Source organism: Enterobacter sp. BIDMC92, assembly GCF_001030225.1.
Lineage (GTDB): Bacteria > Pseudomonadota > Gammaproteobacteria > Enterobacterales > Enterobacteriaceae > Enterobacter > Enterobacter sichuanensis.
Genome location: NZ_KQ087598.1, coordinates 1,061,738 through 1,086,019, shown reverse-complemented (window position 1 = coordinate 1,086,019; position 24,282 = coordinate 1,061,738). Strand labels below are relative to the sequence as shown.

The 24,282-nt window shown below is 55.5% G+C and carries 26 protein-coding genes; 14 read left to right on the top strand and 12 right to left on the bottom strand.

Annotation, left to right across the window (positions count from 1 at the left end; all coding sequences use genetic code 11):
* Positions 1-77 precede the first annotated feature (77 nt).
* The 6 genes from cyoA to SP99_RS04825 all read left to right on the top strand — a co-directional run bounded on the left by cyoA (position 78) and on the right by SP99_RS04825 (position 6,374).
* Entirely contained in the window at positions 78-1,025 is a 948-nt protein-coding gene (gene cyoA, locus SP99_RS04850) for a cytochrome o ubiquinol oxidase subunit II (protein WP_013095851.1), read from the top strand.
* Positions 1,026-1,041: 16 nt separating this feature from the next.
* Positions 1,042-3,033 (top strand): cytochrome o ubiquinol oxidase subunit I, encoded by a 1,992-nt coding sequence (gene cyoB, locus SP99_RS04845; protein WP_025756181.1) that lies wholly within the window; start codon positions 1,042-1,044, stop codon positions 3,031-3,033.
* Complete coding sequence (locus SP99_RS04840; protein ID WP_025756182.1) at positions 3,023-3,637, top strand: cytochrome o ubiquinol oxidase subunit III; 615 nt, start codon at positions 3,023-3,025, stop codon at positions 3,635-3,637. The genes cyoB and SP99_RS04840 overlap by 11 nt, the downstream gene beginning before the upstream one ends.
* Complete coding sequence (locus SP99_RS04835) at positions 3,637-3,963, top strand: cytochrome o ubiquinol oxidase subunit IV (RefSeq protein WP_025756183.1); 327 nt, start codon at positions 3,637-3,639, stop codon at positions 3,961-3,963. Before SP99_RS04840 ends, SP99_RS04835 begins: the two co-directional genes overlap by 1 nt.
* A gap of 11 nt (positions 3,964-3,974) precedes the next feature.
* The gene (cyoE, locus tag SP99_RS04830; RefSeq protein ID WP_047957879.1) at positions 3,975-4,862 is read left to right on the top strand and encodes a heme o synthase; all 888 of its coding nucleotides are present in this window, start codon (positions 3,975-3,977) and stop codon (positions 4,860-4,862) included.
* A 150-nt stretch (positions 4,863-5,012) separates the two neighbouring features.
* Positions 5,013-6,374 carry an MFS transporter gene (locus SP99_RS04825; RefSeq protein WP_047957878.1) on the top strand — a complete coding sequence of 454 codons (1,362 nt, stop codon included), beginning with the start codon at positions 5,013-5,015 and terminating at the stop codon, positions 6,372-6,374.
* A 32-nt stretch (positions 6,375-6,406) separates the two neighbouring features.
* Here SP99_RS04825 and SP99_RS04820 read toward each other — a convergent pair whose 3' ends face one another.
* On the bottom strand, positions 6,407-6,898 hold the full coding sequence (locus SP99_RS04820) for a YajQ family cyclic di-GMP-binding protein (RefSeq protein WP_025756186.1): 492 nt from the start codon (positions 6,896-6,898) through the stop codon (positions 6,407-6,409).
* 121 nt (positions 6,899-7,019) lie between these two features.
* Between SP99_RS04820 and panE the strand changes: the two genes are divergently transcribed.
* Positions 7,020-7,931 carry a 2-dehydropantoate 2-reductase gene (gene panE, locus SP99_RS04815; RefSeq protein WP_025756187.1) on the top strand — a complete coding sequence of 304 codons (912 nt, stop codon included), beginning with the start codon at positions 7,020-7,022 and terminating at the stop codon, positions 7,929-7,931.
* Complete coding sequence (gene yajL / locus SP99_RS04810) at positions 7,894-8,484, top strand: protein deglycase YajL (RefSeq protein WP_033144768.1); 591 nt, start codon at positions 7,894-7,896, stop codon at positions 8,482-8,484. Before panE ends, yajL begins: the two co-directional genes overlap by 38 nt.
* A gap of 67 nt (positions 8,485-8,551) precedes the next feature.
* Here yajL and thiI read toward each other — a convergent pair whose 3' ends face one another.
* Positions 8,552-10,000, bottom strand: a complete 1,449-nt coding sequence (gene thiI / locus SP99_RS04805; RefSeq protein ID WP_047957877.1) for a tRNA uracil 4-sulfurtransferase ThiI — start codon at positions 9,998-10,000, stop codon at positions 8,552-8,554.
* A gap of 191 nt (positions 10,001-10,191) precedes the next feature.
* Here thiI and xseB point away from each other — a divergent pair, with 191 nt between their 5' ends.
* From xseB to SP99_RS04785, 4 genes are all read left to right on the top strand, one after another.
* Positions 10,192-10,434, top strand: a complete 243-nt coding sequence (gene xseB, locus SP99_RS04800) for an exodeoxyribonuclease VII small subunit (RefSeq protein ID WP_008503331.1) — start codon at positions 10,192-10,194, stop codon at positions 10,432-10,434.
* A complete protein-coding gene (gene ispA / locus SP99_RS04795; protein ID WP_047957876.1) occupies positions 10,435-11,334 on the top strand; it encodes a (2E,6E)-farnesyl diphosphate synthase in 900 nt (299 codons plus the stop codon).
* A gap of 24 nt (positions 11,335-11,358) precedes the next feature.
* Positions 11,359-13,221, top strand: a complete 1,863-nt coding sequence (dxs, locus tag SP99_RS04790) for a 1-deoxy-D-xylulose-5-phosphate synthase (protein WP_025756192.1) — start codon at positions 11,359-11,361, stop codon at positions 13,219-13,221.
* A gap of 62 nt (positions 13,222-13,283) precedes the next feature.
* Positions 13,284-14,258 carry an aldo/keto reductase gene (locus SP99_RS04785; protein WP_047957875.1) on the top strand — a complete coding sequence of 325 codons (975 nt, stop codon included), beginning with the start codon at positions 13,284-13,286 and terminating at the stop codon, positions 14,256-14,258.
* Between the two features lie 62 nt (positions 14,259-14,320).
* Here the strand turns inward: SP99_RS04785 and thiL are convergent, their stop codons facing one another.
* From thiL to nrdR, 5 genes are all read right to left on the bottom strand, one after another.
* A complete protein-coding gene (thiL, locus tag SP99_RS04780) occupies positions 14,321-15,292 on the bottom strand; it encodes a thiamine-phosphate kinase (RefSeq protein WP_047957874.1) in 972 nt (323 codons plus the stop codon).
* Positions 15,293-15,369: 77 nt separating this feature from the next.
* Entirely contained in the window at positions 15,370-15,789 is a 420-nt protein-coding gene (gene nusB / locus SP99_RS04775; RefSeq protein WP_006809908.1) for a transcription antitermination factor NusB, read from the bottom strand.
* A 21-nt stretch (positions 15,790-15,810) separates the two neighbouring features.
* A complete protein-coding gene (gene ribH, locus SP99_RS04770) occupies positions 15,811-16,281 on the bottom strand; it encodes a 6,7-dimethyl-8-ribityllumazine synthase (protein WP_003859098.1) in 471 nt (156 codons plus the stop codon).
* A gap of 87 nt (positions 16,282-16,368) precedes the next feature.
* Complete coding sequence (gene ribD, locus SP99_RS04765) at positions 16,369-17,472, bottom strand: bifunctional diaminohydroxyphosphoribosylaminopyrimidine deaminase/5-amino-6-(5-phosphoribosylamino)uracil reductase RibD (RefSeq protein ID WP_047957873.1); 1,104 nt, start codon at positions 17,470-17,472, stop codon at positions 16,369-16,371.
* Positions 17,473-17,476: 4 nt separating this feature from the next.
* Positions 17,477-17,926, bottom strand: a complete 450-nt coding sequence (gene nrdR / locus SP99_RS04760) for a transcriptional regulator NrdR (protein ID WP_025756196.1) — start codon at positions 17,924-17,926, stop codon at positions 17,477-17,479.
* A 152-nt stretch (positions 17,927-18,078) separates the two neighbouring features.
* On the opposite strand from nrdR, the gene SP99_RS04755 reads away from it, so the two are divergent.
* Complete coding sequence (locus SP99_RS04755; protein WP_025756197.1) at positions 18,079-18,618, top strand: SadB/YajI family lipoprotein; 540 nt, start codon at positions 18,079-18,081, stop codon at positions 18,616-18,618.
* A gap of 268 nt (positions 18,619-18,886) precedes the next feature.
* On the top strand, positions 18,887-19,771 hold the full coding sequence (locus SP99_RS04750; protein ID WP_025756198.1) for a nucleoside-specific channel-forming protein Tsx: 885 nt from the start codon (positions 18,887-18,889) through the stop codon (positions 19,769-19,771).
* Positions 19,772-19,881: 110 nt separating this feature from the next.
* Here SP99_RS04750 and SP99_RS04745 read toward each other — a convergent pair whose 3' ends face one another.
* The 5 genes from SP99_RS04745 to yajC all read right to left on the bottom strand — a co-directional run bounded on the left by SP99_RS04745 (position 19,882) and on the right by yajC (position 24,274).
* Complete coding sequence (locus SP99_RS04745; protein WP_047957872.1) at positions 19,882-20,562, bottom strand: helix-turn-helix transcriptional regulator; 681 nt, start codon at positions 20,560-20,562, stop codon at positions 19,882-19,884.
* A gap of 14 nt (positions 20,563-20,576) precedes the next feature.
* Complete coding sequence (locus tag SP99_RS04740) at positions 20,577-20,942, bottom strand: VOC family protein (protein WP_045285215.1); 366 nt, start codon at positions 20,940-20,942, stop codon at positions 20,577-20,579.
* A 142-nt stretch (positions 20,943-21,084) separates the two neighbouring features.
* Positions 21,085-22,056, bottom strand: a complete 972-nt coding sequence (gene secF / locus SP99_RS04735) for a protein translocase subunit SecF (RefSeq protein ID WP_047957871.1) — start codon at positions 22,054-22,056, stop codon at positions 21,085-21,087.
* Between the two features lie 10 nt (positions 22,057-22,066).
* Entirely contained in the window at positions 22,067-23,914 is a 1,848-nt protein-coding gene (gene secD / locus SP99_RS04730) for a protein translocase subunit SecD (protein ID WP_071994021.1), read from the bottom strand.
* A gap of 27 nt (positions 23,915-23,941) precedes the next feature.
* Entirely contained in the window at positions 23,942-24,274 is a 333-nt protein-coding gene (yajC, locus tag SP99_RS04725; protein WP_000007630.1) for a preprotein translocase subunit YajC, read from the bottom strand.
* Positions 24,275-24,282: the final 8 nt, after the last annotated feature.

The following is a 24,282-nucleotide window of genomic DNA, read 5'->3' as shown; positions in this document are numbered from 1 at the left end:
TACAGTAATGTAACCTTCCCGTAAAATGCCCGCACACTTTAAACGCCACCAGACTCCCGTGGAATTGAGGTCGTTAAATGAGACTCAGGAAATACAATAAAAGTTTGGGATGGTTGTCATTATTCGCAGGCACTGTATTACTCAGTGGCTGTGATTCTGCACTACTAGACCCCAAAGGACAGATTGGACTGGAACAACGTTCACTGATATTGACGGCTTTTGGCCTGATGTTGATTGTGGTTATTCCAGCCATTTTGATGGCTGTTGGTTTCGCCTGGAAGTATCGTGCGAGCAATAAAGATGCGAAGTATAGCCCGAACTGGTCACACTCCAATAAAGTGGAAGCTGTGGTCTGGACGGTACCTATCCTTATCATCCTGTTCCTTGCCGTGCTGACCTGGAAAACCACTCACGCACTTGAGCCAAGCAAACCGCTGGTTCACGATGAAAAACCTATTACCATCGAAGTGGTCTCCATGGACTGGAAATGGTTCTTCATCTATCCAGAGCAGGGCATTGCTACCGTGAATGAAATCGCCTTCCCGGCGAACACTCCGGTTCAGTTCAAAGTGACCTCCAACTCCGTAATGAACTCCTTCTTCATCCCACGTCTGGGTAGCCAGATTTACGCGATGGCCGGTATGCAGACTAACCTGCACCTGATCGCGAATGAAGCAGGCACCTATGATGGTATCTCCGCCAGCTATAGCGGCCCGGGCTTCTCAGGTATGAAGTTCAAAGCTATCGCAACGCCGGACCGTGCCGCTTTCGACCAGTGGGTTGCAAAAGCGAAGCAGTCTCCAAACACCATGTCTGACATGGCGGCGTTCGAAAAAGTGGCTGCACCTAGCGAATACAACAAGGTGGAGTACTTCTCTAACGTGAAACCTGATTTGTTCAAAGACGTTATTGGCAAATTTATGGATCACGGCAAGAGCATGGACATGACCCAGCCTGAAGGCGAGCACAGCGCGCACGAAGGTATGGAAGGCATGGACATGAGCCACGCGGAAACCGCTCACTAAGGGGCCGAGGAAGAAAATGTTCGGAAAATTGACACTGGATGCAGTGCCCTACCATGAACCGATTATCATGGTTACGGTGGCTGCAATTATCATCGGTGGTGCGGCCTTACTGGCCTTAATCACTTACTTCGGTAAGTGGAGCTACCTGTGGAACGAGTGGCTGACTTCGGTTGACCACAAAAAACTCGGTATCATGTACTGCATCGTCGGTATCGTCATGTTAATTCGTGGCTTTGCGGATGCGATCATGATGCGTAGCCAGCAGGCACTCGCGTCTGCGGGTGAAGCCGGCTTCCTGCCGCCGCACCACTACGATCAGATCTTTACCGCCCACGGCGTTATCATGATCTTCTTCGTGGCGATGCCGCTGGTTATCGGTCTGATGAACGTGGTCGTTCCGCTGCAAATCGGCGCGCGCGACGTTGCGTTCCCGTTCCTGAACAACCTGAGCTTCTGGTTCACGGTTGTCGGCGTAATCCTGGTTAACCTGTCACTGGGTGTGGGCGAATTCGCGCAGACCGGCTGGCTGGCTTACCCGCCGCTGTCAGGAATCGAGTACAGTCCGGGCGTAGGTGTCGACTACTGGATTTGGGCGCTTCAGCTCTCCGGTGTTGGTACAACCCTGACCGGTATCAACTTCTTCGTGACCATTATCAAGATGCGTGCCCCGGGCATGACCATGTTCAAGATGCCGGTATTTACCTGGGCATCGCTGTGCGCCAACATCCTGATTATCGCGTCCTTCCCAATTCTGACCGTCACCATCGCGCTGCTGACCCTGGACCGCTACCTGGGCACCCATTTCTTCACGAATGATATGGGTGGCAACATGATGATGTACATCAACCTGATTTGGGCCTGGGGTCACCCGGAAGTGTACATCCTGGTTCTGCCTGTCTTCGGTGTGTTCTCCGAAATCGCAGCAACCTTCTCGCGTAAGCGTCTGTTTGGTTACACCTCGCTGGTGTGGGCAACCGTCTGTATTACCGTTCTGTCGTTCATCGTTTGGCTGCACCACTTCTTCACCATGGGTGCGGGCGCGAACGTAAACGCCTTCTTCGGTATTACCACCATGATTATCGCCATCCCGACCGGGGTGAAGATCTTCAACTGGCTGTTCACCATGTATCAGGGCCGTATCGTGTTCCACTCAGCCATGCTGTGGACCATCGGCTTCATCGTGACCTTCTCCGTAGGTGGGATGACCGGCGTACTGCTGGCGGTACCAGGTGCTGACTTCGTTCTGCACAACAGTCTGTTCCTGATTGCGCACTTCCATAACGTTATCATCGGTGGCGTGGTCTTCGGCTGCTTCGCTGGCGTAACCTACTGGTGGCCAAAAGCGTTCGGCTTCACGCTGAACGAGAAATGGGGTAAACGCGCGTTCTGGTTCTGGATCATCGGTTTCTTCGTGGCATTTATGCCGCTGTACGTGCTGGGCTTCATGGGTATGACCCGTCGTCTGAGCCAGCAGATTGATCCGCAGTTCCACCCAATGCTGATGGTTGCAGCGGGCGGTGCGGTGCTGATTGCCTGTGGTATCGCGTCTCAGCTGATTCAGTTCTACGTGTCTATTCGCGACCGCGACCAGAACCGTGACCTGACCGGTGACCCATGGGGTGGCCGTACGCTGGAGTGGGCAACCTCTTCTCCACCGCCTTTCTATAACTTTGCCGTTGTGCCGCAGGTTCATGAACGCGACGCATTCTGGGAAATGAAAGAAAAAGGTGAAGCGTACAAGCAACCTGCTCATTACGAAGAGATCCACATGCCGAAAAACAGCGGTGCGGGCATTGTGATTGCCGCTTTCGCAACGGTATTTGGTTTCGCAATGATCTGGCACATCTGGTGGATGGCGATTGTTGGCTTCGCTGGCATCGTAATCAGCTGGATTGTGAAGAGCTTTGACGAGGACGTGGACTACTACGTACCAGTCCGTGAAGTTGAAAAGCTAGAAAATCAGCATTTCGACGAGATTTCTAAAGCGGGGCTGAAAAATGGCAACTGATACTCTGGCGCACTCGACTGCCCACGCGCATGAACATGCGCACCACGATACAGGACCGACCAAAGTCTTCGGTTTCTGGATCTACCTGATGAGCGACTGCATTCTGTTCTGCTGTCTGTTCGCGACCTATGCCGTTCTGGTGAACGGCACAGCGGGCGGCCCGACCGGTAAGGACATCTTTGAACTGCCGTTCGTTCTGGTTGAAACCGCACTGCTGTTATTCAGCTCCATCACCTACGGCATGGCGGCTATCGCCATGTACAAAAACAACAAGAGCCAGGTTGTTTCCTGGCTGGCGTTGACCTGGTTGTTTGGTGCTGGATTTATCGGGATGGAAATCTATGAATTCCATCACCTGATCCTGGAAGGCTTCGGTCCGGATCGCAGTGGCTTCCTGTCAGCGTTCTTCGCGCTGGTCGGTACCCACGGTCTGCACGTGACCTCCGGTCTGATCTGGATGGCAGTACTAATGTTCCAGATCTCCCGTCGCGGCCTGACCAGTACTAACCGTACCCGTATCCTGTGCCTGAGCCTGTTCTGGCACTTCCTGGACGTGGTGTGGATCTGTGTGTTCTCTGTAGTGTATCTGATGGGGGCGATGTAATGAGTCATTCAAACGATCATGGCGCTTCCCACGGTAGCGTAAAAACCTACATGACAGGTTTTATCCTGTCGATCATCCTGACGGTGATCCCGTTCTGGATGGTGATGAGCGGTTCTGCCTCCAAGCCGGTTATTCTGGGTGCAATCCTGGTGACCGCGGTGGTTCAGATTCTGGTGCATCTGGTTTGCTTCCTGCACATGAACACCAAGTCCGATGAAGGCTGGAACATGACGGCCTTCATCTTTACCGTGATTATCATCGCTATCCTGGTAGTCGGTTCCATCTGGATTATGTGGAACCTCAACTACAACATGATGGTTCACTAAGAGCGGCGAGTATGTTTAAGCAATACCTGCAAGTAACGAAACCAGGCATCATCTTTGGCAACCTGATCTCCGTGATCGGAGGGTTCCTGCTGGCCTCTAAAGGCAGCATTGATTACACCCTCTTTATTTACACGCTGGTCGGTGTGTCACTGGTTGTTGCGTCCGGTTGTGTATTTAACAACTACATCGACATGGATATCGACAAGAAGATGGAAAGGACCAAAAATCGGGTGCTGGTGAAAGGCCTGATCGCCCCTTCCGTCTCGCTGGTGTACGCCACCTTGCTGGGTATTGCTGGCTTTATGCTGCTGTGGTTTGGTGCTAACCCGCTGGCCTGCTGGCTGGGGGTGATGGGGTTCGTGGTGTATGTAGGCATTTACAGCCTGTATATGAAACGTCACTCCGTGTACGGCACGCTGATTGGTTCTCTCTCCGGCGCTGCGCCGCCGGTGATTGGCTACTGCGCGGTCACGAACGAGTTCGACAGCGGTGCGGCTATCCTGCTGGCTATCTTTAGCCTGTGGCAGATGCCGCACTCCTATGCCATCGCGATTTTCCGCTTTAAGGATTATCAGGCAGCGAACATCCCGGTTCTGCCGGTCGTGAAAGGCATCTCTGTTGCCAAGAACCACATTACGCTCTACATCATCGCCTTTGCTGTCGCAACGCTGATGCTCTCTCTGGGTGGCTACGCTGGATACAAATATCTGGTGGTAGCGGCTGCAGTGAGCGTCTGGTGGCTCGGTATGGCGCTGCGCGGTTACAAAGTGGAAGATGACAAAGTCTGGGCGCGCAAACTGTTTGTGTTCTCGATTGTCGCCATCACCTCGCTTTCCGTGATGATGTCCGTAGATTTTATGGTGCCAGATTCACACAACCTGCTGACTTACGTCTGGTAAGCCTCAACAGATGAATAAAGGGGTGCTTCGGCACCCTTTTTTTATTCACCAAATCTATTAATAACGCATGTAATATTTGTTAAATAACCCTTTATTTACCCCGCCCCTTCCCCGCACTACACTATGGCCTGCTTTTGAACTGAGGTGGTAATGAACGATTATAAAATGACGCCAGGCGAGCTTCGCGCGACCTGGGGCTTAGGGACTGTCTTCTCGCTACGGATGCTTGGCATGTTTATGGTCCTGCCTGTTCTGACCACATACGGTATGGCCCTGCAGGGCGCCAGCGAGGCGCTGATTGGCCTGGCGATTGGCATTTACGGCCTGGCACAGGCGGTGTTCCAGATCCCGTTTGGCCTGCTCTCTGACCGGGTGGGCCGCAAGCCGCTGATCGTCGGCGGACTGCTGGTCTTTGTTCTCGGCAGCATCATTGCCGCCCTCTCCCACTCCATCTGGGGAATTATTCTTGGCCGCGCCCTGCAGGGTTCCGGCGCAATTGCCGCCGCGGTGATGGCGCTGCTGTCAGACTTAACCCGCGAGCAGAACCGTACCAAAGCGATGGCGTTTATCGGCGTGAGCTTTGGCGTCACCTTTGCAATTGCGATGGTGCTGGGCCCCATTATTACCCATGCACTTGGTCTGCACGCCCTGTTCTGGATGATTGCCGTGCTGGCGACGGTCGGGATTGCCTTAACCTTGTGGGTGGTGCCGGACAGCAAAAACCACGTCCTGAACCGTGAATCAGGGATGGTAAAAGGCTGCTTCAGCAAGGTGATTGTTGAACCCCGCCTGCTCAAGCTCAATTTTGGCATTATGTGTTTGCACATCCTGCTGATGTCGACCTTTGTCGCCCTGCCCGGCCAGCTTGCCGCTGCAGGTTTCCCGGCGGCTGAGCACTGGAAAATTTATCTGGTCACGATGCTGATTTCGTTTGTCTCCGTCGTGCCGTTTATCATCTACGCCGAAGTGAAGCGCAAAATGAAGCGCGTCTTCGTGGGCTGCGTGGCGCTCCTGCTGATTGCCGAGATCGTGCTCTGGGGCGCCGGCCCGCACTTCTGGGAGCTGATCGCCGGCGTGCAACTCTTCTTCCTCGCCTTTAACCTGATGGAAGCGTTGCTCCCGTCGCTGATCAGCAAAGAGTCTCCCGCCGGCTACAAAGGTACGGCAATGGGCATTTACTCCACCAGCCAGTTTCTCGGCGTGGCGATCGGCGGCTCGCTTGGTGGCTGGGTTGACGGGCTGTTTGATTCACAAACCGTATTTCTCGCCGGTGCGCTACTGGCGACGGTCTGGCTGCTGGTCGCCAGCACCATGAAAGAGCCGCGCTACGTGAGCAGCCTGCGGGTAGAAATTCCGGATAACGTGGAGATTAGCGATGCGCTGAAACAGCGTCTCGAAGCCAAAGAGGGGGTGACAGAGGTGCTTATTGTCGCGGAAGAACGCAGCGCTTACGTCAAAATAGACAGTAAAGTGACCAACCGCTTTGAGGTCGAGCAGGCGCTCAGCGCCTGAAAAAATGCCCGGTCAAACCGGGCATTATTGTCTTAATCGCGGAAGTTTTTAAACTGGAACGGTTGTCCCAGATCGCCGCCGCGCACCAGCGCCATCACGGACTGCAGGTCATCGCGTGACTTTCCGGTAACACGGATTTCTTCGCCCTGGATCTGCGCCTGTACCTTCAGCTTGCTGTCTTTGATGAGCTTAACGATCTTCTTCTGCACCGCGCTCTCAATGCCCTGCTTCAGTTTGGCTTCCACAAACCAGGTTTTACCGCTGTGGACAAAGTCTTCCGGCACATCCAGAGACGTCCCTTCAATGCCGCGTTTTAACAGCTTAGCGCGCAGAATGTCGAGCAGCTGGTTCACCTGGAAATCAGACTCGCTCAGCACCTTAATGGTCTTATTTGCATCGTTCAGCTCAAACGACGCCTCTACGCCACGAAAATCGAAACGTGACTCAACTTCGCGGGTTGCGTTCTCAACGCCGTTGCGAACTTCCTGGATATCAACTTCGGAAACAATATCGAAAGATGGCATCTTTTCTTCTCCCTTCACTTTTGTTGCGTTGCATAATACCCGCTACGAGACATAACTCAACAGAAGCTTAGCTGTATAATTAAGCTGTAACACCTGGCGCAGTTGCAGGTGAGGAGGAACAATGAAAATTACAGTGCTCGGATGCGGAGCCCTTGGTCAGCTATGGCTGACTGCGTTGTGCAAGCATGGACATGAGGTTCAGGGCTGGCTGCGCGTGCCCCAGCCCTATTGCAGTGTAAACCTGATTGGTGAAGACGGAAGCATCTTTAACGAATCCCTCACTGCGAACGATCCTGATTTCCTGGCGCAAAGCGACCTTTTGCTGGTGACGCTTAAAGCGTGGCAGGTCTCGGACGCGGTCAAGACCCTGGCCGCGCAGCTCCCCCCCACGTCCCCCATCCTGCTACTGCATAACGGCATGGGGACCCTGGATGAACTGAAAAGCGTCCCGCAGCCCCTGCTGATGGCGACGACCACTCACGCTGCACGCCGCGACGGCAACATTATTGTCCATGTCGCCAGCGGCGTGACGCACATCGGGCCTGCCAGACCCCAGGATGGGGACTACAGTTATCTGGCTGATGTCCTGCAGAAGGTGTTACCGGACGTGGCCTGGCATAACCACATTCGTCCTCAACTCTGGCGCAAGCTGGCCGTCAACTGCGTGATTAACCCACTGACGGCGCTGTGGAACTGCCCAAACGGGGAGCTCAAAAATCATCCTGACGAGGTTGCGCTGCTGTGTGCGGAAGTCGCGGCGGTCGTTGAGCGGGAAGGCTTGCATACCTCGGCAGACGATTTACGCTGTTATGTCGAGCAGGTCATTGAGAGTACCGCAGAAAACATCTCCTCGATGTTGCAGGATGTTCGGGCATTACGCCACACAGAGATCGACTACATCACGGGATATCTGCTAAAACGCGCCCGCGCGCACGGCATCGCGGTGCCGGAAAACGCCCGTCTGTATGACCTGGTTAAACGTAAGGAGAGTGAATATGAGCGCGTCAGCACTGATCTGTCTCGCCCCTGGTAGCGAAGAGATGGAAGCGGTCACTACCATTGATTTGATGGTGCGCGGCGGCATTAAGGTCACCACCGCCAGCGTCGCCAGCGACGGTAATCTGGCTATCACCTGCTCGCGCGGGGTGAAGATCCTCGCGGATGCCCCGCTTGTGCAGGTGGCTGACGGGGATTATGACATTATCGTGCTGCCCGGTGGCCTGAAGGGTGCGGAGTGTTTTCGTGACAGCCCGTTGCTGGTCGAGACCGTGCGTCAGTTCCATCTTTCGGGCCGCATCGTGGCCGCCATTTGTGCTGCGGCCGGCACGGTGCTGGTACCCCATGACATCTTCCCCATCGGCAACATGACCGGCTTCCCGGGGCTTAAGGATACGATCCCGGAAGAGCATTGGGTGGATAAACGCGTAGTCTGGGATCCGCGCGTCAACCTGCTGACCAGCCAGGGGCCAGGCACCGCGATTGATTTTGGCTTAAAGATTATCGACCTGCTGGTCGGGCGCGAAAAAGCGTACGAAGTGGCGTCATCGCTGGTGATGCCGGCGGGGATTTATAATTACTACGAATAGGTGTTCTCCCTCTCCCCGTGGGAGAGGGCCGGGGTGAGGGCATCAGGCCGCACTCCCCGGCGAGAAACTACGGACGATACACCTTCACATTGGCAAAGCCCTGCTCGCGCAGATACAGCGCCTGCAGACGGCTCATCACCCCGCGCTCACACCACAGCAGGTACGTTTTGCTCTGGTCGAGGTCGCCAAACTTCGTGCTCAGCTTGTAGAACGGCAGCGAAACCACTTCCACACCGTCTACCTGCAGCGGCTTGTCATCCTGCTCATCAATAGAGCGGATATCCAGAATCGCATCGTTCGCACCGAAACCGCTCACGGTTTCCACTTCAACCACGTCCTGTTCGGTCTGCTGGGCAATTTCGCGGATATCAATGTTGGACGCTTCCGCCACCACTTTATCCAGAATGCTGAAATCGAAGTTCTCTTCTTCCGCTTCGATCTTCGCCTTCACCGCTTTAACGGTCGGGCTTTTTGAGATCACACCGCAGTACTCCGGCATGGTGCGGGCAAAATCTTCGGTACCAATTTCACGCGCCAGGTCGATGATGTGCTCTTTGTCGTGGGAAATCAGCGGGCGCAGGATCAGGGTATCAGACACATTGTCGATAAGGCGCAGGTTGGTCAGCGTCTGGCTGGAGACCTGGCCCAGCGCTTCCCCGGTGACCAGCGCCTGCACGCCGTAGCGCTCCGCCACTTTGGATGCCGCACGCACCATCATACGCTTCAGGATGACGCCCATCTGGCCATCGTCCACTTTCTCAAGAATTTCGCCGACCACAGGTTCGAAGTTGATCGCCACAAAACGCACGCGGTGGGAGCTGCCGAAGCGGTTCCACAGATAATGCGCGACCTGACGAACGCCAATTTCGTGCGCCGCACCGCCCAGGTTGAAGAAGCAGTAGTGCACGCGGCAGCCGCGGCGCATCAGCATATAGCTGGAGACGCCGGAGTCGAAGCCGCCGGAGATCAGGGACAGGACATCTTCCTGAGTCCCGATCGGGAAACCGCCAATACCTTCATAGCGCCCTTTCACCAACAGCAGGCGATCGTTTTCGATCTCCAGATTCACGGTCACGTCCGGGTTGGTCAGACGCACGCGCGCAGACTCAACGTGCTGGTTCAGACCGCCGCCGACGTAACGTTCCACTTCAATGGAGCTGAATTCGTGTTTACCGCGACGCTTCACGCGCACGCAGAAGGTTTTGCCTTCAATCTGGTCGCGATACTGAACCAGCGCTTTCTCGAAGATATCGTGCATGTCGCTGAACGGGACATCTTCCACTTCCAGAATATGGTGGATCCCCGGGATACGGGTCAGGGCGTCACGAATGTCCTGACGTTTGTTTTCGTCTTTCGCACGGACTTCAACGTGGTCCCAGTGGCGCACCACGGCGAGGGTTTCGTCGTAGTGCTTTAATACGTTACGAATGTTCCCGGTGAGAATTTTAATAAAGCGCAAACGCACAGATTGGCTTTTGATGGTGATTTCAGGGAACAATTTAATGATAAACTTCATGGCGGCAATGTTTCTTAGGCAAGCGTATTAAGGCTTGTAATGGAAAAGAGTACAGCAGCCCACACCCGTGGCTGCATCCAGGCGCGCAAGTATACCACCATCGCGCCGCTCCTGTGCACATTGCGCGTTATTTGATAATTGCCCTGAGTCCGTTACCATGTCGGGGCTGAGAATATAAGAGTCAATTCACTATGCCGAAGAAGAACGACGCACCGGCCAGTTTCGAAACTGCGCTGAGTGAACTGGAGCAGATTGTTACCCGCCTTGAGAGCGGCGATCTCCCGCTGGAAGAGGCGCTCAACGAATTCGAGCGCGGCGTGCAGCTGGCGCGCCAGGGGCAGGTCAAGCTGCAGCAGGCTGAACAGCGCGTACAGATCCTGCTGTCCGACAGCGAAGACGCGAAAACCACGCCTTTTACACCGGACGCCGAGTAAATGGATTTTGCCAACAAGCTTCAGGCGCGTGTCGTGCGCGCCAACGACGCCCTGCGCCGTTTCATTGCGCCCCAGCCTTTTCAGAACACTCCACTGGTTGAAGCCATGCACTATGGCGCACTCTTGGGGGGAAAGCGCCTGCGCCCGTTTCTGGTGTACGCCACAGGCAATATGTTTGGTATCAGCGATAACACGCTGGACGCCCCGGCAGCCGCCGTGGAGTGCATCCATGCTTATTCGCTGATCCACGATGATTTACCGGCCATGGATGATGACGATCTGCGTCGGGGTCAACCTACCTGCCACATCAAATTTGGCGAGGCGAATGCCATTCTGGCGGGTGATGCCCTGCAAACGCTGGCATTCTCGATCCTGAGCGATGCACCGATGGCGGAAGTGGCTGACCGCGACCGCCTGGCGATGATCTCCGAACTGGCAATGGCCAGCGGCGTGGCCGGCATGTGCGGCGGACAGGCCCTCGATCTGGACGCGGAGGGACGTCAGGTTAATCTGGAACAGCTGGAGCGTATTCATCGCCATAAAACCGGGGCATTGATTCGTTCAGCCGTACGCCTGGGCGCGCTGAGCGCGGGTGAGCGAGGGCGCAAAGCCCTGCCGATTCTGGACAGATACGCCGAAAGTATCGGTTTGGCATTCCAGGTTCAGGATGACATTCTGGATGTGGTGGGCGATACTGCAACATTGGGAAAACGTCAGGGTGCGGATCAGCAGCTTGGCAAAAGTACCTACCCCGCCCTGCTGGGTCTTGAGCAAGCCCAGCGTAAAGCCCGGGATCTGATTGACGATGCCCGCCAGTCGCTGAATCTGCTGGCCGCGCAATCACTGGATACTTCGGCACTGGAAGCGCTAGCGGACTATATAATCCAGCGTGATAAATAAACACACTATCTCGATGAGCCTTTGATGAGTTTTGATATTGCCAAATACCCGACACTGGCGTTAGTTGACTCCACCCAGGAGTTACGTCTGTTGCCGAAAGAGAGCCTGCCGAAGCTGTGCGACGAGCTGCGTCGTTACCTGCTCGACAGCGTAAGCCGCTCCAGCGGCCATTTCGCCTCCGGGCTTGGCACGGTTGAGCTGACCGTGGCGCTTCACTATGTCTATAACACGCCGTTCGATCAGCTTATCTGGGACGTGGGTCACCAGGCCTATCCGCACAAAATTCTGACCGGACGTCGCGATAAGATTGGCACCATTCGTCAGAAAGGGGGCCTGCATCCGTTCCCGTGGCGCGGTGAGAGCGAGTACGACGTACTGAGCGTCGGTCACTCCTCCACCTCCATTTCAGCGGGCATCGGGATTGCCGTGGCCGCTGAAAAAGAGAACAAGCAGCGCCGCACCGTCTGCGTGATCGGCGACGGCGCCATCACCGCCGGGATGGCCTTTGAGGCCATGAACCACGCGGGCGACATCAAGCCGGACATGCTGGTGATTCTGAACGACAACGAAATGTCGATTTCCGAAAACGTCGGCGCGCTGAACAACCATCTGGCACAGCTGCTCTCCGGCAAGCTTTACTCAACGCTGCGTGAAGGCGGCAAGAAAGTCTTCTCCGGCGTACCGCCGATCAAAGAGCTGCTCAAACGTACCGAAGAGCACATCAAAGGCATGGTCGTGCCGGGCACGCTGTTTGAAGAGCTGGGCTTTAACTATATAGGTCCGGTTGACGGTCATGACGTGCTGGGGCTGGTGTCCACGCTCAAAAACATGCGCGACCTGAAAGGCCCGCAGTTCCTGCATATCATGACCAAGAAAGGGCGTGGTTACGAACCGGCGGAAAAAGATCCGATCACCTTCCATGCGGTACCGAAATTTGACCCGTCCAGCGGCTGTCTGCCGAAAAGCAGCGGCGGTATGCCGAGCTATTCAAAAATCTTCGGCGACTGGCTATGCGAAACCGCCGCGAAAGACAATAAGCTGATGGCGATCACTCCGGCCATGCGTGAAGGTTCCGGCATGGTGGAGTTCTCTAAAAAATACCCTGACCAGTACTTTGACGTGGCCATTGCCGAGCAGCATGCGGTCACCTTTGCGGCGGGTCTGGCGATTGGCGGCTACAAACCGGTTGTCGCGATCTACTCCACCTTCCTGCAGCGCGCTTACGATCAGGTTATTCATGACGTGGCGATTCAGAAACTGCCGGTACTGTTTGCAATCGATCGTGCCGGCATAGTCGGCGCTGATGGCCAGACGCACCAGGGCGCATTTGATCTCTCCTTCCTGCGCTGTATCCCGGAGATGGTGATCATGACGCCAAGCGACGAGAACGAATGTCGTCAGATGCTGTTTACCGGCTACCACTATCAGGACGGGCCGAGCGCGGTTCGCTACCCGCGCGGTAATGCGGTGGGCGTTGAGCTGCAGCCGCTGGAGAAACTGGCGATCGGTAAAGGACTGGTAAAACGTCGTGGCGAGAAAGTGGCGATCCTGAACTTCGGCACGCTAATGCCAGAGGCCGCAAAGGTGGCGGAATCGCTGAATGCCACGCTGGTGGATATGCGTTTTGTGAAGCCGCTCGACGAATCCCTGATCCTCAGCATGGCTGAAACGCATGACGTGCTGGTCACCCTGGAAGAAAACGCCATCATGGGTGGCGCAGGCAGCGGCGTGAACGAGGTGCTGATGGCGAACCGTAAAGCCGTTCCGGTGCTCAACCTCGGTCTGCCGGACTACTTCATCCCACAAGGCACTCAGGACGAAGCCCGCGCGGCGATTGGCCTGGATGCTGCCGGTATCGAAGCCAAAATCCGCAGCTGGCTGGCCTGATCCCTCCCCTTTTCCGCTCCTGCTATGCTTAAACGTATTGTTTAAACAGCAGGAGCGGAACCATGCAATACACGACATTAGGAAAAACAGATCTCAGGGTTTCCCGACTTTGTCTGGGATGCATGACCTTTGGTGAGCCCGACCGGGGGAACCACGCCTGGACGCTGCCGGAAGAGAGCAGCCGTCCGATTATCAAACGCGCCATTGAGGGCGGCATTAACTTCTTTGACACCGCCAACAGCTACTCCGACGGCAGCAGTGAAGAGATTGTTGGCCGTGCCCTGCGTGATTTTGCACGCCGGGATGAAATCGTCGTCGCCACCAAGGTGTACTACCCGGTGGGCGATCTGGCGGAAGGCCTTTCTCGCGCCCAGATCCTGCGTTCTATTGATGACAGCCTCAGACGCCTGAACATGGATTACGTCGACCTGCTGCAAATTCACCGTTGGGATTACAACACGCCGATCGAAGAGACGCTTGAAGCGCTCAACGACGTGGTGAAAGCTGGTAAAGCGCGCTACATTGGCGCATCGTCCATGCACGCATCGCAGTTTGCCCAGGCGCTGGATCTCCAGGCACAGCACGGCTGGGCGCGCTTTGTCACCATGCAGGATCACTACAATTTGATCTATCGTGAAGAAGAGCGCGAGATGCTGCCGCTATGCTACCAGGAGGGAGTAGCGGTCATCCCCTGGAGCCCGCTGGCGCGCGGACGTCTGACCCGTCCGTGGGGGGAAACCACGGCCCGGCTGGTATCCGATGAGGTGGGGAAAAATCTGTACGGCGGAACAGAAGCCAGCGATGCGCTGATTGCCGAACGTTTGGCCGGGATCGCCGACGATACCGGTGCAACCCGCGCCCAGGTGGCCCTGGCGTGGCTTCTGGGCAAGCGTGGTGTCGCGGCCCCCATTATCGGCACGTCCCGGGAAGAGCAGCTGGACGAACTGTTAAATGCGGTGGATATCACGCTGACGCCAGAGCAGATTGCCGAGCTGGAGACGCCGTATCAGCAGCATCCGGTGGTGGGGTATAAATAAGCCCTCTCTTTTGTAGGCCGGGTAAGGCGTAGCCTCCACCCGGCAACACAGAGCTCACAACATCACGCGAAGTGGTCGTACCCTTTCCAGTCCAGCGTCACGGGCGCACCGTCTTTCACAAACTTCAGCCCTTCACTCTCCGGCATAATCTGCCCGATACAGGTAAATTTCGCGCCGAGATGGGCTAACGCCACATCCAGCGTGCCACGGTTGAGTTCCGGAACGGTAAAGCACAATTCATAGTCTTCACCACCCGAGAGCGCCCAGCGCAGAGCCTGCTCAGGCTCCACATGGCGAAGCAGCTGCTCTGACAGCGGGAACAGATCCAGATCGATGCGCGCGCCAACGCCACTGGCTTTCAGAATATGCCCGAGATCTGAGATAAGCCCGTCAGAGAGATCGATAGCCGAGCTTGCCCGCTCGCGCAGCGCCTGACCGTGCAGAATTCGCGGCGTCGGGCGCAGATGGCGTTTCACCAGATAGGCCGCATCGTCAGCGTCCTTCACGGTTAAGAGATCCTGAAGAATCGCCAGGCCCGCGGCGCTGTCCCCCGGCGTACCGGTCACGTAAATCCAGTCGCCGGGTTTTGCGCCCGAGCGCTTCAGCGCGCGACCGAGCGGCACATAGCCATGGATCGCCAGCGTCATCGACAGCGGCCCGGCCGTGGTATCACCGCCGATCAGCTGCATATCGTAGTAATTAAGCTGCTCAAACAGCGCATCGCTAAAGGCTTCAAGCCAGGCTTCATCCACCTCAGGCAACGTCAGAGCCAGCGTTAACCAGGCGGGATCGGCCCCCATTGCCGCCAGATCGCTAACGTTAACCGCCAGTGCTTTATAGGCCAGATCGGCAGGATCGATATCCGGTAAAAAATGACGTCCGCACACTAAGGTGTCGGTGCTGATTGCCAGCGTCTGTTTTTCGGGAACATTGAGAAGTGCGCAGTCATCGCCAATGCCGGTTTCAACATCAAGACGAGAGGTTCTGACACGGTCGAAATAACGGGCAATCAGGGAGAATTCGCCGCATGCCATACGTTATGCCTCAGCAAATAAAAGAAAAAACCGGAGCCGCACTGCCCGTCAGGCAATGCAGGACTCCGGTTTGCGGATCACTTTTTGTGGGGACGGATCGCAGGTGCTGCTTTATCAAGAACGCCGTTTACGAACTTGTGGCTGTCTTCAGCGCCGAAGGTTTTCGCCAGTTCGATCGCTTCGTTGATGGCCACTTTGTACGGCACATCATCACGTTTTGACAGCTCAAACAGCGCAATGCGCAACACTGCTTTTTCAACCTGGCCCAGCTCTTCGAGCAGACGGGACAGGTATGGCTTCATCAGACCATCGAGATACGCGCTATTAGTCGCCACTCCCGACAGCAGTTCACGGAAGTACAGAACGTCAACGTCTTTCACGTCCTGTTCTGACAGGAACTGGTATTCAACATCAGCGATGTCGTTCTGGGACAACTGCCAGGAGTAAAGTGCCTGGACGGCACATTCACGGGCGCGGCGACGAGCAGCAGGTTTCACGGAATTCCCCTTACAAAAAAATCAGGCCTTGATGGCTTTCAATACATTGATCATTTCAAGCGCGGTCAGTGCAGCTTCTGCACCTTTGTTACCGGCTTTGGTGCCAGCACGTTCGATGGCTTGTTCAATACTTTCGGTGGTCAGCACGCCGAACGCGACAGGAATTTCAGCATCCTGTGCAACGTGTGCCAGACCGTTGCTTGCACCGCCCGCAACGTATTCGAAGTGCGCAGTGCCGCCACGAATAACGGTACCCAGCGCAATCACCGCGTCGTATTTACCGGTTTTCGCCAGCGCGCCCGCTGCCAGAGGCAGTTCGTAAGCACCTGGAACCCACACAACGGTAATGTTGTCATCTTTAACCTGGCCGATACGTTTCAGGGCGTCTACCGCACCTTCCAGCAGGCTGTCGTTGATGAAGTTGTTGAAACGCGCAATGGTGATGGCGACGCGAGCGTCCGGGGTAGCTACAGCAGCTTCAATAATGTTCATACTCTTCCTTTACGGGTTCATTTGGCCCCGCAGGGGGGCGGATTTTATCATAATACTTTGCGCACTGCTTCCCTATTTCGGGAGCAATTACGCTGTCGTTAAGTGGAGGCAGACATCCGGGCCCACCGGACGAATCTCGCTGAATTTCAGTTGTGGTGCATCAGCCAGTTTTTCAAGGCCGGGCAGCACAAACAGGCCACGCGCGTCGCTGCCCAACAGTTTAGGCGCCACGTAAACAATCAGCTCATCCACCAGACCGGCCTGGAGCAGCGCGCCGGCCAGCGTCGGGCCCGCTTCCACCCAGATGCTGTTCACCTGCTGCTTACCGAGCAGCATCATCAGCACCACGAGATCCAGACGTCCGTTGTGCTCCGGCACCCTGATACTGCGCACGCCTTCCGGCCATTCGCGCGTATCGTCTTTGGTGCGCGCAAACCAGGTTTCACCCGGCTGCTGGACAATGCGGTGCTCTGGCGTCACACGGTTCTGACTATCAATCACAATACGCAGCGGCTGGCGCAGGTTCTCCTGCGGATAGAGCGCCTGGGTATCGGCATTCAATTCGTCCCAGCGCACGGTCAGCGCCGGATCGTCAGCCAGAACGGTTTCACTGCTGGTGAGGATAGCATGGCTTTGCGCACGCAGACGTTGCACATCGCGCCTTGCCTGCGGCGAAGTGACCCACTGGCTTTCACCGTTTGCCATCGCCGTGCGTCCATCCAGCGAGGCGCCCAGCTTAAGCTGAATATACGGGAACCCGGTGCGCATGCGCTTCAGGAAACCTTTATTAAGCGCCTCTGCGTCCTGCATCATCAGGCCGTGGCTGACGTCAATCCCTTCCTGCTGCAGGCGATACAGACCCCGTCCCGCCACCTGCGGATTCGGGTCCTGCATTGAGGCGACCACGCGTGCAACACCTGCGGCAATCAGCGCGTCACAGCACGGCGGCGTACGCCCGTGATGGCTGCAAGGCTCTAGCGTAACGTAGGCTGTGGCGCCGCGCGCCTTCTCGCCGGCCATGCGCAGGGCATGAACCTCAGCATGGGGCTCACCCGCGCGGTAGTGAAAACCTTCCCCCACGATCTCGCCATCGTTAACGATAACGCACCCGACATTCGGGTTAGGGTGGGTGGTAAAACGACCGCGCTGCGCCAGTTTCATGGCGCGCGCCATGTACATCTCATCCTGCATGGACTTAATCCTGTAAGCGGGCGATCTCTTCGCCAAACTCTTTGATATCTTCGAAACTGCGATAAACAGAGGCGAAGCGGATATAGGCGACCTTATCGAGCTTTTTCAGCTGTTCCATCACCAGATTACCGATCATCTTGCTGGGCACTTCACGCTCGCCCAAACCACGAAGGTAAGATTTTATGTGGTTTAACGCCATTTCAACGTCATCCGCACTGACGGGCCGTTTTTCCAGGGCCTTCAGCATCCCGCTACGCAATTTCTCTTCGTTGAAGGGTTCACGCACGTCGTTAGTTTTTACCACGCGCGGCATGACCAGCTCTGCCACCTCAAAGGTCGTGAAACGCTCGTTACACACCAGACACTGCCGACGACGGCGTACGGATGATCCTTCGCCCACAAGACGAGAGTCGATGACTTTGGTATCCACAGCGGAGCAAAATGGGCAATGCATACGGTATCCCTGTTATCTGGTTAACTGATTTTCATTTTACCCTGATCTGGCCTGACAACAAAGGAAGAGCTTTTTGAGATAAAGGATCTATGTCTGACGCCACAATGCTGGCTACCATTAGGGCGATCCGTTATTTCAAGGAAATAAACGCAATGACAAGACGTTACCTGAAAATATTGCTGGTGGGGAGCCTCTTCACCCTTAGCGCCTGTGCACAGCAAACCGAAGTCCGTCAGATGAAACAGAGCGTGAATACGCTTAATACCGCGATGGACAAACTGAACAAAGAAACGGTGAAGATCACCCAGCAAAATGCGCTGAACGCCAAATCCAGCAGCGGGGTTTATCTGCTGCCGGGCGCGAATACCCCTGCGCGACTTAACAGCCAGGTTGGCACGCTAAAAATGTCTCTGGTGAATGTGGCGGCGAATGCAGATGGTACTCGCGCAACATTACGCATCCAGGGAGAATCCAACGATCCGCTGCCGGCCTTCAGCGGCACCGTCGAGTGGGGCCAGATCCAGGGCACCACGGAGAACTACCAGGAAGTGAATGTCAGAAATCAGCTTTTCACTGCACCCGCCAGCGTGCTGGCTCCGAGCGATGTTGACATTCCGCTGCAGCTCACCGGACTCACCCCGGATCAGTTAGGTTTTATCCGCATTCACGATATCCAACCCGCCGCGCAATAACCCCTTCTTTTCGCGGAGTGCAATGTCACTCCGCTAACATTTACATTTCGTATGGATTGGCAACATAAATGATTGCCGCTACAATCCCGCCCGTTTAAAGTACGCAAACGTGAACGCAATCGATTACGTGTATGAGAGATATGTGAAACAACACATATTTTTGTGAGCAGGGATTCCTATAATAGGCACCGCAGAAACACGAAATATTTAGAAACGCAATTCGCGCATTTTTCACTCCCGGAAGGGAATTTCAATCAGTGGCATGATTATGAAAAAAACATTACTCGCAGCTGGCGCCGTGCTGGCACTGTCCTCTTCTTTCACTGTTAACGCAGCGGAAAACGATAAACCACAATACCTCTCCGACTGGTGGCACCAGAGCGTTAACGTGGTCGGCAGCTACCACACCCGCTTCGGACCACAGATCCGTAACGATACCTACCTGGAATACGAAGCGTTCGCCAAGAAAGACTGGTTTGATTTCTACGGTTATATGGATGCACCTGTCTTCTTCGGTGGTAACACCGACGCGAAAGGTATCTGGAACCACGGTTCCCCACTGTTCATGGAGATCGAACCGCGCTTCTCTATTGATAAGCTGACCGGTACCAGCCTGGCGTTTGGTCCGTTCAAAGAGTGGTATTTCGCGAACAACTATATTTACGACATGGGCCGTAACAAGTCCGGTCGCCAGAGCACCTGGTACATGGGTCTGGGTACGGACATCGACACCGGTCTGCCAATGAGCCTGTCTCTGAACGTGTACGCGAAATATCAGTGGCAGAACTACGGTGCCGCGAACGAAAACGAGTGGGATGGCTACCGTTTCAAAGTGAAATACTTTGTGCCAATTACTCAGCTGTGGGGCGGCAACCTGAGCTATATCGGCTTCACCAACTTTGACTGGGGTTCAGATCTGGGCGACAACGACTTCCGCGACCTGAACGGTAAGAAAGCGCGCACCAACGACTCCATCGCGTCCAGCCACATCCTGGCGCTGAACTACGATCACTGGCACTACTCTGTTGTGGCACGTTACTGGCACAACGGTGGTCAGTGGAACGACGACGCCAGCCTGAACTTCGGCAACGGCGACTTCAGCGTTCGCTCTACCGGTTGGGGTGGTTACCTGGTGGTGGGTTACAACTTCTAATCGTATGATTGTTGCCGGGTGGCGGCTACGCCTTACCCGGCCTACAAAACCTGTAGGCCCGTGCAAGCGCAGCGCCGCCGGGCAAAAAAGCCAGCTCAAGGGCTGGCTTATTACTGCTTCACCTTCCGTAAAAAATCCGCCAACGACCTGTCCGCACTCTCGCTAAAGCGCCTCTCCGTCTGCGCAATATTGAGACATCTGTCGAGCCGAAAACAGCGATAGTCCTCGCGCCGTTCGCACCACGCTGCCAGCAGCCAGCGCTCGCCCCAAAAGAACAACCCCAGCGGCTGAACCTCACGTTTAGAGAGCTGTCCGGCTTCATCACGGTAATGCAACGCCAGCACGCACTGGGCGGAAATCGCCTGATGGATACTGTCAAAATCGCTGCGGGAGTGGCTTTGCATGCAAAAATCCGGGGCGTAGATCCGCGTCTGCTCCGCCTTTCGACGACTCTCCTCGGGCAGGATCGCGAGCACTTTCTCCTGAGCCGACTCCAGCTCGCGCGAGAGCGACTCCCCGCCCCAGGTTTTGAGCAGGCGAATCGCGACAATCAACGCCTCAGACTCCTTGTTTGTCAGCATCAACGGCGGCAGGTCAAAACCCGACATCAGCCGGTATCCGCTCCCTGCCTCGCCTTCCACCGGCACGCCGGAAAGCGACAGGTCGCGAATATCGCGGTAGACGGTGCGTTCGGACACGCCAAGTCGGTCCGCCAGATGCGCTGCCGTTGTCAGACGCCTGCCCCGCAGGATCTGCACTATCTGGAACAAACGGTCAGCGCGTCGGGTCATAGGTTCGTTAACTCTCAGGCAGGTTGATGGAGGCCGACGCGATTACCTTCGCTGTCGGTAAACAACGCGATAGTGCCAATACCATGCGGCAGTTCCAGTGGGCCAAACACGCACTCGCCGCCAGCAGAGGCAACGCGATCGAGCGTGGCCGCCAGATTGTCGGTATGCAGATAGATAATAGCGCCTTCATGAGACGGTACAATGCCCTCAAATTTTGCCAGCGCCCCGCCAGTAGACGGTTCCTCATGGGGGAAAACGGCGAGTTCAGCACAGTCCATTTTCTCGCGTTTTAATGACACCTGCATCACGGGCTCATAAAAACTCATCGCGCGATCCATATCCGTGACCGGGATTTCAAACCAGTTAATCACACTTCTCATACATCCTCCTGACGGTTGTTTGGGTTCGAAAAGAGTCTACGACAGGGCTCCTGACAGCATACTGTCAGGAGTGTTTGTCAGGAGCAGATAAAAAAAATCCCGGCCAACAGACCGGGATTTCGATAACGCGCTAAACGTCGGCTTACGGCAGAATGGACGGCTGATCCGCCCCTTCTTTCTCGACTTTCTGCTGGAGCAGGTGCTCGCGCTTCATGCCGAGTTTCAGCGCCAGTGCGGACGCAACGTAGATAGACGATGCCGTACCGATGGTGACACCAATCAGCATGGTCAGCGAGAAGCCTTCCAGTACCGGGCCACCAAACAGGAACAGCATCAGGATCACCATCAGGGTAGTACCGGATGTGATCAAGGTACGGTGCAGCGTCTGGGTCAACGACACGTTAAAGATTTCGTACGGCGTACCGCGACGGATCTTACGGAAGTTTTCACGGATACGGTCAGATACCACGATACTGTCGTTCAGTGAGTAACCGATAACGGACATCAGGGATGCCACAATCGTCAGGTCAATCTCAATGTGGAACAGAGACAGTATCCCCATGGTGATCACCACGTCGTGCGCCAGAGCGATAACCACACCGGCCGCCAGTCGCCACTCAAAGCGGAAACCGACGTAGACCAGGATGGAAATCAGCGCCACCAGCAGCGCCATGGCCCCGGTTTGCGCCAGGTCAGCACCCACGCTTGGGCCGACGAACTCAATACGTTTGACCGCCGCATTCTGGCTGGTTGTTTCGTTAATCACGCTCACAACCTTGCTGCCCAGCTCCTGGCTGCCGTTGGCATCGTGCACCGGCGGCATACGCACCATGATGTCGCGGCTGCTGCCGAAGTTCTGCAGCAGTGGCTCTTCAAAGCCCGCCTTCTGCAGAGACAGGCGCATCTCGTCCATATCGACCGGTTTTTCCAGGGAGATCTCGATGACCGTCCCCCCGGTGAAATCAAGCCCCCAGTTAAAGCCTTTCACGCCCATAATGACGATGGACAGGATCAGCAGGAAACCTGAAATGCCGAAGGCCCAGTAGTCCCAGCGCATAAAGTCCCAGACTTTACGGCCGTGGTTCAATTGTTCAACAGTATATTCCTGTGCCACAACGCACTCCTCAGATAGACAGCTTTTTGACGCGCTTGCCGCCGTACAGCAGGTTCACGATGGCACGGGTGCCGACAATAGCGGTAAACATTGACGTTGCGACACCGATACCGGTTGTAATCGCAAAGCCTTTGATCGCGCCAGTACCCACTGCATACAGGATAAGAACCTTAATCAGTGTTGTTACGTTCGCATCGAAGATGGAGCTGAACGCGCCTTTGTAACCTTCGTCAATCGCCTGCTGAACAGAGCGACCGTTGCTCAACTCTTCTTTGATACGTTCGTTAATCAGTACGTTGGCGTCGACCGCCACCGCAAGGGTCAGAACGATACCCGCAATCCCCGGCATGGTCAGCGTCGCCCCTGGCAGCAGGGACATAATGCCGATGATCAGCACCAGGTTAGCGATCAGTGCGCTGGTCGCAATCAGACCAAACTTCTTGTAGAAGAAGATCATGAAGAGGATAGAGACCACCAGACCGGCCAGACACGCTTCCAGACCCTGCTGGATGTTTTGCATCCCAAGCGTTGGACCAATGGTACGTTCTTCAACAATCTGAATTGGCGCAATCAGCGCACCGGCACGCAGCAGCAGAGAGAGCTGACGCGCTTCGTTCGGGTTGTTAATACCGGTAATACGGAAGCTGTTACCCAGACGAGACTGGATGTTGGCGATGTTAATCACCTCTTCCTCTTTCACCAGTACCGCACGGCCGTTTGCATCTTTCTTACCGCTGTCTTTGTACTCCACGAACAGGGTCGCCATCGGCTTGCCGATATTGTCCTTGGTGAAGTTAGACATGATGTTACCACCCGCACTATCCAGCGAGATGTTAACCTGCGGCTGGTTGTATTCGTCCTGGCTGGAAGTGGAGTCGGTGATATGGTCACCGGTCAGGATCACGCGTTTGTACAGCACCACCGGCTGACCTTCGCGAGTCTGTTTCACTTCCGAGTCACCCGGAATACGGCCAGAAGCGGCAGCAGACTGATCAACGTTGGTATTCACCAGACGGAATTCCAGCGTTGCGGTCGCACCCAGAATCTCTTTCGCACGCGCGGTGTCCTGAATACCCGGCAGTTCAACCACGATACGGTCAGCACCCTGACGCTGTACCAGCGGCTCAGCGACGCCCAGCTGGTTTACACGGTTACGCAGAATATTGATGTTCTGCTGAACGGCATATTCACGCGCTTCTTTCAGACGGGCATCGGTCATCACCGCACGCAGCTGATTGCTGCCCTGAGAGGTGATCACCAGGTCACGGTGACGTTGCGTCAGGTAATCTACAGCCTGATCGCGCGCCGCGCTGTCGCGGAACGTGATGCTCATACCGTAGTTATCTTCTTTACGCACGGTGGTGTAAGCGATGCCTTTTTCACGCAGATCGCTGCGCAGGCTATCGATATTTTGTTCCTGCAGTTTGCCGAGCGCGGTATCCATATCCACTTCCATCAGGAAGTGAACGCCGCCACGCAGGTCAAGACCGAGTTTCATTGGCTCAGCGCTCAGCGCAGCCAGCCAACGCGGGGTTGCAGGAGCAAGGTTAAGCGCCACGACGTATTTATCACCCAGCACGCCCATCAGCGCTTCACGAGCGCGGAGCTGCGTGTCGGTGGTGTCGAAGCGAGCAAGAATTGCACCCTCTTCCAGAGCCACAGACTTAGCGGTAATTTTTTCTTCTTGTAACGTTTTCTGGACCTGGATCAGCGTTTGCTCACTGGCGGCGACACCGCGCGCGCCAGTGATTTGAACAGCCGGATCCTCACCATACAGGTTGGGAAGTGCGTACAGCAGGCCGACGAGAATCACGACGACCAGCATGATGTACTTCCACAAAGGATAACGGTTTAACACGGCAGTTCCCTTTGGGAAAAGTTGGGATTACAGCGCCTTCATGGTGCCTTTCGGCAGAACGGCAGCTACGAAGTCACGTTTGATGACCACTTCAGTGGTGTCGTTCAGGGCGATAGCAATGTAGCCGCTTTCAGCCACTTTCGTTACACGACCGACCAGACCACCGTTGGTCAGTACTTCATCGCCTTTCGCGATGGAGTCCATCAGCTTTTTGTGCTCTTTGGTACGCTTCTGCTGTGGGCGCAGGATCATGAAGTAGAAGATCAGACCGAACACAACCAGCATCAGAATCAGAGACATCGGGCTGCCCTGCGCCGGAGCACCTGTTGCCGCTACCGCATCAGAAATAAAAAAGCTCATTCAAATTC